The organism is Marinomonas algicola (assembly GCF_014805825.1).
Classification (GTDB): Bacteria; Pseudomonadota; Gammaproteobacteria; order Pseudomonadales; family Marinomonadaceae; genus Marinomonas; species Marinomonas algicola.
In genome coordinates this window covers 521,136-533,812 of record NZ_CP061941.1, presented here as the reverse complement: position 1 = coordinate 533,812, position 12,677 = coordinate 521,136, and the positions used below count along the sequence as shown (strand labels likewise).

General features: G+C 42.0%; 9 protein-coding genes. 2 read left to right on the top strand and 7 right to left on the bottom strand.

The window, feature by feature from the left end; all coding sequences use genetic code 11:
- Positions 1–34: 34 nt before the first annotated feature.
- From purL to IEZ33_RS02440, 6 genes are all read right to left on the bottom strand, one after another.
- Positions 35–3,934, bottom strand: a complete 3,900-nt coding sequence (gene purL, locus IEZ33_RS02465) for a phosphoribosylformylglycinamidine synthase (RefSeq protein WP_191602156.1) — start codon at positions 3,932–3,934, stop codon at positions 35–37.
- A 120-nt stretch (positions 3,935–4,054) separates the two neighbouring features.
- Positions 4,055–4,534 carry a tRNA adenosine(34) deaminase TadA gene (gene tadA / locus IEZ33_RS02460; protein WP_191603502.1) on the bottom strand — a complete coding sequence of 160 codons (480 nt, stop codon included), beginning with the start codon at positions 4,532–4,534 and terminating at the stop codon, positions 4,055–4,057.
- A gap of 48 nt (positions 4,535–4,582) precedes the next feature.
- Positions 4,583–4,801 (bottom strand): cold-shock protein, encoded by a 219-nt coding sequence (locus tag IEZ33_RS02455; protein WP_191602155.1) that lies wholly within the window; start codon positions 4,799–4,801, stop codon positions 4,583–4,585.
- Positions 4,802–4,880: 79 nt separating this feature from the next.
- Positions 4,881–7,664: a valine--tRNA ligase gene (locus IEZ33_RS02450; RefSeq protein WP_191602154.1), complete on the bottom strand. Its 2,784-nt coding sequence runs from the start codon at positions 7,662–7,664 to the stop codon at positions 4,881–4,883.
- Positions 7,665–7,776: 112 nt separating this feature from the next.
- Positions 7,777–8,160 carry a hypothetical protein gene (locus tag IEZ33_RS02445; protein WP_191602153.1) on the bottom strand — a complete coding sequence of 128 codons (384 nt, stop codon included), beginning with the start codon at positions 8,158–8,160 and terminating at the stop codon, positions 7,777–7,779.
- 291 nt (positions 8,161–8,451) lie between these two features.
- A complete protein-coding gene (locus IEZ33_RS02440; protein ID WP_191602152.1) occupies positions 8,452–9,915 on the bottom strand; it encodes a leucyl aminopeptidase in 1,464 nt (487 codons plus the stop codon).
- Positions 9,916–10,056: 141 nt separating this feature from the next.
- On the opposite strand from IEZ33_RS02440, the gene lptF reads away from it, so the two are divergent.
- The gene (gene lptF / locus IEZ33_RS02435) at positions 10,057–11,148 is read left to right on the top strand and encodes an LPS export ABC transporter permease LptF (protein ID WP_191602151.1); all 1,092 of its coding nucleotides are present in this window, start codon (positions 10,057–10,059) and stop codon (positions 11,146–11,148) included.
- Positions 11,145–12,206 (top strand): LPS export ABC transporter permease LptG, encoded by a 1,062-nt coding sequence (gene lptG, locus IEZ33_RS02430; RefSeq protein ID WP_191602150.1) that lies wholly within the window; start codon positions 11,145–11,147, stop codon positions 12,204–12,206. The genes lptF and lptG overlap by 4 nt, the downstream gene beginning before the upstream one ends.
- A 2-nt stretch (positions 12,207–12,208) precedes the next feature.
- Here the strand turns inward: lptG and IEZ33_RS02425 are convergent, their stop codons facing one another.
- The gene (locus IEZ33_RS02425) at positions 12,209–12,631 is read right to left on the bottom strand and encodes an RDD family protein (RefSeq protein ID WP_191602149.1); all 423 of its coding nucleotides are present in this window, start codon (positions 12,629–12,631) and stop codon (positions 12,209–12,211) included.
- Between the last annotated feature and the right edge of the window lie 46 nt (positions 12,632–12,677).

The following is a 12,677-nucleotide window of genomic DNA, read 5'->3' as shown; positions in this document are numbered from 1 at the left end:
AATCTCACTTTGCATAGGACCTTTAAACGCCTCCTTAACCTAACCAGCGGCGCGCATTATGGAATAATCGCAACCAAGGCGCTTGCTCTTGCCAGTCAGCTGGGTGCCAACTGTGTTGAACCGTTCGATATACACGCTCTGGATGCGGCATCATAATAGTTACTCTACCATCCTCAGAGGTAAGCCCTGTAACACCATGCGCCGAACCATTTGGGTTAAATGGGTATTGCTCTGTCGCTCGACCATAATTATCCACATATTTCAAAGCAACTTGGGCGTTTTCTACAAGAGAAGCGTAATCAGAGGAATCCCTATATTCTGTCAAGCCTTCACCATGGGCCACAACGATTGGCATAGAAGAACCTTCCATCCCCTTAAATAGAATAGAATTTGACGCTTGGACTTCTACTTGGACTAAACGCGCTTCAAACTGAGATGACTCATTACGTACAAACTTAGGCCAATGATCAGTACCTGGAATCAACTCTCTTAGGTTTGACAACATTTGACAACCATTACAAACACCAAGAGCGAATGTCTCTTTTCTAGCAAAAAATGCAGAGAATTGCTCTCGAGCGACTCTATTAAATAGAATGGATTTGGCCCACCCCTCACCCGCACCTAAAACATCACCATATGAGAAACCACCACAAGCAACCAGGCCTTTAAACCCTTCAAGACTGACACGACCTGAAAGAATATCACTCATATGCACATCAAAAGGTGCAAAACCCGCTTTATGGAAAGCCGCTGCCATTTCAACATGACCATTCACACCTTGTTCACGTAAAACGGCAATTTTAGGTTTATCAGTATAATCCTGCACTTGTAATGAGATATCTTCATTGATATCAAAGGTTAAACGACTATGAAGACCAGGATCTTTTTCATCTAATAAAGCATCAAATTCTTGTTGTGCACAATCTGGGTTGTCACGCATAGCTTGTACCCGGAAACTTGTCTCTGACCATATACGCTGCAAATGAGTTCGACTGTCTTCAAAAACAACCTTACCCAAATAACTCACTTGTATTTGATCCGTTCCATTAAGCGTTGCTATCGTAGAAGCCTGCACACCCTTTTCATTTAGATAATTGAGTACACTTTCTTTATCAGAATTACGAACTTGGATCACAGCACCTAACTCTTCGTTGAACAAAGCGGCCGTCATCTCACCTTTATTCGCAACAACAGCATCAAGTTCAACATTTAAACCAAGATGACTTGCAAATGACATCTCTGTCAGTGTCGCCAATAAACCGCCATCAGAACGGTCATGATAAGCAAGCAACTTGCCTTCTGAATTAAGCGCTTGAATGGAATCAAAAAAGGCCGCCAACAAGTCTGGTTTATCAACATCAGGTACAGTTCGACCAATTTTGTTATACACTTGAGCAAGAACAGAACCACCTAAACGATTTTGTCCCTCACCCAAATCAAGCAATATCAAACTGCTATCTTGATCATTAGATAATTCAGGAGTGAGCGTTTTTCGTACGTCTGAAACCGGTGCGAAAGCGGTGATCACCAAAGACAATGGTGACGTAACACTTTTAGTTTCATTTCCTTCTTCCCACACTGTTTTCATTGACATGGAATCTTTACCAACAGGGATGGCAATATCTAAAGCAGGACAGAACTCCATACCAACCGCTTTTACTGTTTGGTATAATTTTTCATCTTCACCTGGGTGTCCAGCGGCGGCCATCCAGTTTGCAGACAGTTTGATGGCACTGCGCTTAGTAACAAGAGAGGCGGCCAAGTTTGTTAGTGACTCACCCACCGCCATACGACCAGATGCAGGAGCGTCCAATATAGCCAAAGGTGTACGCTCACCCATCGACATTGATTCACCTGTATAACTGTCTAATGAAGATGTCGTAACGGCAACATCAGCAACAGGCACTTGCCATGGACCAACCATCTGATCTCTTGCGATCATGCCGGTAATAGAACGATCACCAATCGTAATTAAGAAGTTCTTACTTGCGACAGTCGGCAAAGATAAAACCCGCTTAACCGCATCAACTAGGTTGACTTGAGTCCCATCAAAATCATCACCAGCACTGTCTTCTTTAGAGGCATCGCGGTGCATTTTTGGTGGTTTTCCGAACAGAATTGACATAGGCAAATCAACAGGCTGATTGGCAAAAATCGTATCCTCTACAGACAAGTGCATTTCTTCTGTCGCTTCACCAACGACAGCAAATGGACAACGCTCGCGTTCACACAACGCCGTAAATTCAGCCAACCGAGCAGGCGGAACCGCCATTACATAACGCTCTTGAGATTCATTACACCAGATTTCCAACGGTGACATACCACGTTCATCATTAAGCACACGTCTTAAATCAAACTTACCACCGCGCTCACCATCTTTGACTAACTCCGGCAAAGCATTCGACAAACCACCCGCACCCACATCATGAATAAAGCTAATTGGGTTGTTTTCACCTAACTGCCAACAACGGTCAATTACTTCCTGACAACGTCTTTCCATTTCTGGGTTACCACGTTGAACCGACGCAAAATCCAAGTCTTCATTGCCGTCTGAAGAGGCCATAGAAGACGCGGCACTACCACCCAGTCCAATTAGCATTGCAGGGCCACCCAAGACAATCAGCTTAGCGCCTACCGGAATTTCGCCTTTTTCAACATGATCTCGGCGAATATTACCTAAACCTCCTGCCAACATAATAGGTTTATGATAACCACGTACTTCCTCACCCGATGGCCCGGCTATCTTTTCCTCGTAAGTACGGAAATAACCTAATATGTTTGGTCGACCAAATTCGTTGTTGAATGCCGCGCCGCCAATAGGACCCTCTATCATAATATCTAGAGGTGATACAATACGATTTGGCTTACCATATTGACTTTCCCAAGGCTGAACAAAATTAGGAATTTTAAGGTCTGATACTGTGTATCCAGTCAAACCCGCTTTTGGTTTAGAACCCACACCGGTCGCACCTTCATCTCGAATTTCACCGCCCGATCCTGTTGCAGCACCAGAAAACGGCGCTATAGCGGTTGGATGATTATGCGTTTCGACTTTCATCAAGATATCAATTGCCTGCTGATGAAACCCATACTCTTTCGTTTGAGAGTCTGGGTAAAAGCGTCCTGCCATATGCCCTTCCATGACAGCCGCGTTATCTTTATAGGCCGATAATGTGCCTTTTGGGTTGTGTTCATGAGTATTCTTGATCATTTTAAATAAAGAACGCTCTTGATCTATCCCATCGATAGTCCAACTTGCGTTAAAAATCTTATGACGACAATGCTCTGAGTTTGCTTGAGCAAACATCATTAACTCAACATCATTAGGGTTACGACCTAATTGAGTAAACGCTTCCACCAAATAATCAATTTCATCTTCGGCTAGAGCCAGACCTAAAGAGATATTTGCATCGGCTAACGCCACTCTACCACCATTCAGCACATCAACTTGCGTCATTGGTGCAGGGGTAGATTGATGGAATATTTGAGAGACTTGTTCCACATTAGCCAAAACACTTTCAGTCATACGGTCATGACATACATCCACTAATTGCAACAGCTCATGTTCTGATAATTCAGAATGATTATGGATAAAATATTGCACTCCACGCTCAACTCTTACGATTTGAGACAGTCCACAGTTATGCAGAATATCCGTTGCCTTAGAAGACCAAGGGGAAATCGTCCCTAACCTAGGAATCACTAAAAAGCGTGAGCTCGATTCTTTTACATTCGATGTTTTCGCACCATAAGTTAACGCGCGGTCAAGAATACCATTTTCTTCTTCAGACAGGGTCTGACCATCTTCAAGCGTTACAAAATGTAAGAATTGGGCATCAACATCTATCACTGTTGGAACAATGCTTTGCATCATTGACAGGATTTTTGACTTCTGAAATGCGGAAAGAGCGGAAGAACCATGCAGAGTTAGCATGCCGTATATTGCCTCGCTATGAGTAGTTTGGTGGAATTTGACCGTATTTTAAAACAAGGCAGTGAAGGGAGGCTAGCAAAGAGTCAATATTATTGATGATAAAATCAAAAAATGATCCTATCAATCCATTTTCTTGAGCATTTTTTTTTGCTTTCTTCGATATTGAAAAAAACCACTCAATTTTTCTGACGCTTTTTCTGCAAGCACGCCCCCGACAATGTCCACCTTATGATTTAAGAAACCTTCAGAAAAAAACTGATGCTGACTGCAAACAACGCCACTTTTAGGCTCAACAGCGCCATAAATCAATTGAGCAATGCGTGCGTGAACAATCGCACCCGCACACATTGAACAAGGCTCAAGTGTCACATAAAGACGACTACCTGGTAGCCTATAATTACCGACTCTATTGCAAGCCGAACGAATCGCTTGAATTTCAGCGTGTGCGGTAGGATCAACATTTGATATTGGGGCGTTATAGCCTTGTCCAATAATTTCATTATCTAAAACAACGATGGCTCCCACAGGAATTTCACTTTTTGACTCAGCCCGATCCGCTAAAGATAACGCCTGTTCCATCCAGTACTCATGATCCACAATTTCACCACCTAAACTTCTAACCTGCCGCTTAACTGAGACAAGCGTTTCTTAATTAATGGGTTCAACCAAAGAAACATCTGCCGCCTGCAATCCGAACTCTGTTTGTACCAACTGAAAAAACACTTGCTGGCCTTTTCTGAGCATTTTATGCCCGTCCACTGAAATCGATTTATAATGCACAAACACATCAGGAGCATCTGCTTGAGCAATAAAGCCAACACCTTTAGTATTATTGAACCATTTCACTTTCCCAATTTTTTTATTCATTCGTGGCTGCCTCTTTTTTTTATTTTTAGCCTACAAAAACGGGAGCCTAGGCTCCCGACTTTTGTGTAATATTCATTCCCTATAAGGATTCAATACTTTCTTTTTGTTGCTGTAACTTATTCATCGCAAGTTCAATGTCATTCGCTTTTGCTTTTTCCTTCTCTACTACCGCCTCAGGCGCTTTAGCAACAAAGCCAGCATTATTTAATTTCCCCATAATGCGCTGCAAATCCTTTTCAAACTTGTCAATTTCTTTCTGCAAACGCGCTAATTCAGCTTCTTTATCAATTAACCCTGCCATTGGAACCAATACTTCCATATCACCAACCAAAGCGGTTGCAGACATAGGCGCATTATCCGATTCAGCAAGCCAAGTGACGGATTCCAATTTAGCCAGTTTTTGCAAAAATGCCAAATTAGAATCTAAACGACGCTGATCTTCGCTGGAACCATTGCGCATTAATACAGTCAATGGCTTCGACGGAGCAATGTTCATTTCACCGCGAATATTACGAATACCCTCAATAACGCCTTTAACCCACTCAACATCCGCTTCGGCCTGCTCATTTATCTTATCAGAGTTGGTTTGAGGGTAGCTGGCAAGCATAATAGTATCACCTTCAATACCCGCCATTGGCGCTATTTTCTGCCAAATTTCTTCTGTAATAAATGGCATCATAGGGTGCGCCAAACGCAAGAAAGCTTCTAGAACGCGAACTAAAGTACGGCGAGTCCCTGTTAACTGTTCATTTGTCGCACTTTCATCCCACAGAACAGGTTTAGATAATTCTAAATACCAGTCACAATATTCATGCCACATGAACTCGTATAAAGCTTGTGATGCCAAATCATAACGATGAGTGTCGAAAGCATGATTAACCACCTCCTCCGTTCTCTGCAGACGGGAAATAATCCACTGATCCGCCAAAGAAAGTGTAACGTCTTCGCCATTTTGTCCACAATTCTGATCTTCTGTATTCATCAGAACATAACGGGTTGCATTCCAAATTTTATTACAAAAATTGCGATAGCCTTCTAGACGGTTTAGGTCGAACTTGATGTCACGACCACCTGACGCCAGAGAACACAAGGTAAAACGTAAGGCATCGGTACCGTAAGCCTGAATACCATCGGGATAGGCTTCCCTTGTGGCTTTTTCAACTTTCTTAGCTAAAGCAGGTTGCATCATTCCAGAAGTACGCTTTTCAACCAACGACTCTAATGAAATCCCACCAATCAAGTCTAATGGATCAATAACATTCCCTTTAGATTTCGACATTTTTTGTCCCTTTTCATCACGAATGAGCCCAGTGATGTAAACGGTTTTAAAAGGAACCTTATCGGTAAACTTCAAGGTCATCATAATCATTCTGGCCACCCAGAAGAAAATAATATCAAAACCAGTTACCAATACATCAGACTCGCTAAACTTCATGAAGTCTTCAGTTTCTTCTGGCCAACCTTGAGTTGCAAACGTCCACAATGCTGAAGAGAACCAAGTATCAAGCACATCATTATCTTGATTAAGTTCAAGATCTGCCGCTAAGTTGTATTTAGCACGAACGTCTTCTTCACTGTTCCCAACATAGAACTTACCTTCCGCATCATACCAAGCCGGTATACGATGCCCCCACCATAACTGACGAGAAATACACCAATCTTGTAAATCACGCATCCAAGAAAAATAGGTGTTTTCCCACTGTTTGGGTACAAATTGAATATCGCCATTCTCAACCGCTTCAATAGCGGGTTTCGCCAAAGATTCAACCGCGACATACCATTGATTCGTTAGGTAAGGTTCAATCGCAACACCAGAACGATCACCGCGAGGCACTTTGAGTTTATGATCATCTACTTTTTCTAAGAAGCCAAGCGCATCAAAATCAGTCACAATGACTTTACGTGCGTCAAAACGATCTAAACCACGGTACTTTTCAGGCGCAATGTCGTTAATCGCGGCATCATCATTAAAGATATTAATTAATGGCAGGTCGTGACGTTTACCGACTTCATTATCATTAAAGTCATGGGCAGGGGTGATTTTCACACAACCAGTGCCAAACTCTTTATCGACATAGCTATCCGCAATAATTGGAATACGGCGATCCACTAATGGCAACAACACCTCTTTACCAACTAAATCAGCATAACGCTCATCATCAGGTGCAACCGCAACAGCCGCATCACCCAACATAGTCTCTGGTCGAGTTGTCGCCACGACAATATAATCTTTGCCATCGGCCGTTTTTGCACCATCTGCCAGTGGATAACGGAAGTGCCACATAAAACCATTTTCTTCTTCAGACAATACTTCCAGATCAGAAATGGCGGTGTGCAACTTTGGATCCCAATTCACCAACCTTTGGCCACGGTAAATAATGCCTTCGTCATAAAGACGTACAAACACCTCTTGAACCGCATCTGACATACCAGGGTCCATGGTAAAACGTTCTTTTTCCCAAGCAACGGAGTCACCTAGCACTCTCATCTGTCCTGAAATTGTGCCACCAGACTGCCCCTTCCACTCCCAAACTTTGTCAAGAAACTTCTCACGGCCTAAGTCATGGCGCTTAATACCATCCGCTAACAACTGGCGCTCTACCACCATTTGAGTCGCAATACCGGCATGATCACTACCTGGCTGCCATAAAGTTTGCTTACCGAGCATACGTTCACGACGAATCATTGCATCCATTAAGGTATGCTGAAAAGCATGCCCCATATGCAAACTGCCCGTAACGTTTGGTGGCGGAATCATGATAGAGAAAGGAGTCCCATCACCTTGAGGAGAAAAATACCCTGACTCTTCCCACTTTTGGTAAATCGGCTGTTCAATTGTTTGAGGTTGGTAAGTTTTTTCCATTATGGTTTCTTAAAGCTCGTCATCACGTAAAAAGGAATTTTTTGCATTATAGCCCGCCATAGAAGCAGAACAAATAGTCACATCAAAAAGGGAGGTAGAAAAATCGACTGAATTACATAGTATCAATTTTTTTTGAGTCAGCCTGCAACTCTTTTACAACTTCTTGCACGATATCTGGCAAGAATTTTTCCATTGCTTTCTGCACGGCCGCTTGAATGCGTTCGGAATGGAGGGAACTAGCCACCCCAACTTCAGATACAACAATAGGTTTCGTATCAGCCTCACTCAAAAAATCGGTTGTGGCGTGTTGATCGTCGGATTGTTCATGATGCATTGTGTCAGAAAGATGCCCCTCTTGACTCATATTTAGAGACACATGGTCGCCTACTATATCCATTAGAATAGGAATATCATCTTGATTTCTCAACGCCGCTATCAAGACATTCTCATCAGGTTCTACAACGGTATGTTCATGTTCTTCAGGGAAATCAGACATAACAACGCCTAGCAATTAGTTAAGATTTTAAGGAATTCAATTAAATAACTTTCTCATTGCAAGAGCCAAAAGTCTACCCATGATATGAGAAGGAGATCAGATAAATAGATTGATCAAAGATCAAAAGAAAAAATTATTTTTAAAAATCAAAAAGATAATACCTAACGTTTGGCTAATTCTAAAAAACATCACGTATTATAAAAGCTCAACAGAGGACTAAGACCCATACGACGCTTAATCCTCTGCTATCATGACAAAAATGCAACTTAGCTGTTTTAGCTTGGGTTTGAATTAAGCACTTTCTTTAGATAATAGGTATTGAGTCAATAACGCAACAGGTCGACCACTAGCACCTTTTGATGCACCACCAGACCAAGCCGTTCCGGCAATATCAAGGTGAGCCCAAGGGTAAGCTTTTGTAAAACGAGACAAGAAACAAGCCGCTGTGACAGAGCCCGCTTCAGGACCGCCAATATTAGCGATATCAGCAAAGTTACTGTCCAACTGCTGCTGGTACTCTTCGTCAAGCGGCATCTGCCATAATTTATCAGCAGAAGTGGTACTTGCTGTCTTAAGGTCCGCGGCAACCAAATCATTATTCGCGTACATTCCAGAATTAACACTACCTAAAGCCACTACACAAGCTCCAGTCAATGTGGCAATATCAACCACTGACTTAGGCTCGAAACGCTCTATGTATGTCAATGCATCACACAACACTAAACGACCTTCCGCATCTGTATTTAAAATTTCTACCGTTTGTCCAGACATGGTTCTCACAACATCACCAGGCTTAGTCGCTCTTCCACTTGGCATATTTTCAGCCGCCGCAACCACAGCAGTAATATTCATTTTAGGTTGCAATTCACAAATCGCTTTCATGGTTCCAAATACACTGGCTGCACCACACATGTCGTATTTCATTTCATCCATTTTGGCACCAGGTTTTAACGAAATGCCACCCGTATCAAAGGTAATACCTTTACCAAGCAACACATGAGGCGCATCACCGTCTTCTCCGCCCTTATATTCCATAACAATTAAGTAACTAGGCTGATCACTACCACGACCAACAGAAAGCAAACATTGCATTCCTAATTCATCCATACGGTTTTCATCGAGTAGATCAACACTGAATTTGTATTCTTCACCCAGTTGCTGAGCTTGAGACGCTAAGTAACTCGGCGTACAAACGTTGCCAGGTAAATTGCCTAGCTGACGAGCGTAATGTGACCCTTTGGCCGTTGCAACGCCGATATTAAGTGCCACTTCATCGGTGCCTTGCAGCAAAATTGTTTCTACGTCAGGCGCTACTTCAGGTTCTTTTTTAAAGCCCAAAAACTCATAGAAGCCCTCATTAATCCATTGAGCAACCAAGGTAAGCACATTCACTTCTGAGCGATTTTTTACGACTAACTCAGCACTGGCAACAGCCACACTTTTATAGGGTAATTTTTTTATTTGCGATGCGACAGACGCAATGACTTTTCGCGCTTGCGCATCAGATAACGCACGTTCTTTACCCACACCAACAAGTAAAATCGGTTGAGCAAAATCCTGATGCGTTACTGGCAACAATAAAGTTTCAGCTAATTTACCAGAAAACACTTTTGATGTTCTTAGCTGTTCAATACTGCCATCTAAGCTTTCATTCAACCAACTTGTTGAATCTGGTAATGCAGAGTCACTTGGAACAAAGGCCACAAGCAAATCGGCTTGAACTGCTGACAAACGATCGAATAATGCCGTGTTCATTTATAAACCCTCTAATTATAATTTCAAAAAAAACTGGATAATCACCATACTAGCACGTGATAATGGGGACTTTATATCTATTGTCAACTTTCTAAACATTCGTTAACAACGAAAAGCGCACACAACACAAACGAGGTACTCTTGATATTATTCCGATACTTGGCAAAAGAAGTTCTCGTATCAACGGCCGCGGTTTCCCTTATATTACTGCTCATAATTATAAGTGGTCGCTTCGTTAGCTATCTAGGCAACGCCGCTGAAGGAAAAATGACGTTTGAATTTCTTTTCATTATTTTAGCGTTCCATATACCCAGCTTTGCACAAATGATTTTGCCACTCGCTTTTTTCCTTTCCCTACTTTTAGCCTATGGGCGATTGTATGTTGAAAATGAAATGGCTATCTTATTTTCATGTGGCATAAGTAAGCTAAAACTCACTGGCTATACTATTGGAATTGCCCTGATCGTAACGACGCTCAACGCCATTTTCTCATTCTGGATTGCGCCTTACAGCGAATACCAAGTTGAACAAGCCTATCAACAGCAAAATCAATTAACTGCGTTTGACTTTGTAAAACCCGGACGCTTCCAAGGAAGAGGCCAAAAAACAACCTACGTTTCCAGCCTAACACCAAATGAGGGCTGGATGAACGATGTTTTTATTTCTGATTTCATACAGATTAAAAACAATGACATCCCTGTGCAAACGCTGGCCTCTTATGTAGAACAAGTAAAAATGGATGATGAGGGAGGAAATAACTACCTCATCTTCAAAGATGGGACACGATACGAAGGCATACCAGGAACCAATAACTACAAAGTCACCACATTCGACACTTATGCCGTACGACTAGAGAACTCGGAACAAAAAGAAATCACCGACCTTGTTACACGTCCAACCACAGCCATTTGGAAAAGCACCAAACTGGATGAATATGTGGAGATGCAATGGCGCATCTCAATTGTATTGATGATCCCTATCCTTGCCATTATTGGCACGGCGCTAAGTCATGTAAACCCTAGACAAGGCCGTTTTTTCAAAATTTTACCTGCCATTATTCTGGTTATTTTATATTTAGGCATACTCATTTGGGCCCGAACCGCTCTCGACAAAGAAAAGATCCCTCAAGAATTTGGACTTTGGTGGGTTCATGGGATTTTTCTTATTTTCGCGATGGTATTACTATTACGATTTATCGGATTTACGTTTAAAAAGCAGAGCCAAAATTCATGAAAAAGCTTGATCGTCACATTGGATTCAGTGTTTTCTGGTCCTTTTTAATTGTTACCTTTGTGTTGCTTGGAATGGATTTCGTACTTACCTTTATCGACCAAGTCAAAAAAGTAAACGACTCATTTCCAATTAATTCCCTTTTACAAGTATTGGTTTTTCGCTTACCAGGCAAGTTTACAGAATACATTCCCATCGCCTCATTAATTGGAACACTTGTCGGGCTCGGCGCCATGGCGGCGAACTCAGAACTTACTATTATAAGAGCCGCTGGCATCCCCTTATGGAGAATAGGCTATTCGGCGATTAAACCTATTTTATTAATTTCTGCTTTTGGCATGATCACAATGGAATACATTGCACCGGAAGTTGAACAGCAAGCCGACCTTATTGAAAAACTAAGAAACCAAAAAGACAACCAGTTTTCACTGACTGGTGGGGTTTGGATTCGCTCAGAAGGTAAATTCATTTATATCAACGCAGCGGATAAAAATGGCACACTCTATGGATTACAAATATTCACACCTGATGGCAAAAAGCTGTCTGACATCAGCCAAGCAAATACAGCGGAACATATTTCAGACAATCAATGGCAATTAAATAACACCAGCACCACTCGCTTTCTCGAGCACTCTGTTGAAACAACTCACTACCAAACACGTTTATGGCAAACATCACTTAAGCCCGAACACTTATTCCTAGCGGCTCAAGAGCCCGAATCGCTCTCCTTAAGCCAGTCCAGTCAATACCAGACCTACTTGGCTCAACAAGGGCTTGATAGTGCACAATATAAACTCGAATTTTGGAGTAAAGCACTAAGCCCGTTAGCCTCAATTGCTCTGGTTATCGTCGCGCTTTCGACTGTTTTTGGGCCTCTTAGATCTTCAACTATGGGAGGTCGAATATTTTCAGGCGTTATGATTGGCTTAGTATTTCAAAATGGCCTCAGCCTATTTGGTAAAATGAGCTTAGCCATTGGTTTTTCACCCTTGATAGGTGTGATTGTACCTATTTCAATTTGCTTTCTAATAGGTCTTATATTGATGAGAAGAGTAAGTTAACTTTATTTATTCTTCTTGTGATCGATATAAATTAACTTGGTGTCGCTCAGCTTGTCATGCCAAGACAAGGCATTTTTGTCGATTAAACACCATAAAAACCCCATTCCTAAAACAGCCCAAGACACAAGAGAAAACACAAAACGTGCACTGGCCTGACGCAATGACAGGTCACGACCATCCTCTGCCACCACCTTTATTTTCCATACTTGCATACCCAACGTTTGCCCTGGACGACACCAAAACTTAACAAAAAATGCCCAAGAAACAAGCAATAAAATCCAAAACATCCAAGGACCTTCGACGGCCAAGCCATCATTTAGCAACACAGCAATCCAACCTAAAACAAAATACAACGCCATCAACAAGAAGCTGTCATATAAAGCAGCGGCAAGTCGACGCCACAAATTCACTTTTATTAGATTCATAATCTTTGTCACTTTATTAAAATTTAGTTAGATATAATAATTGTCT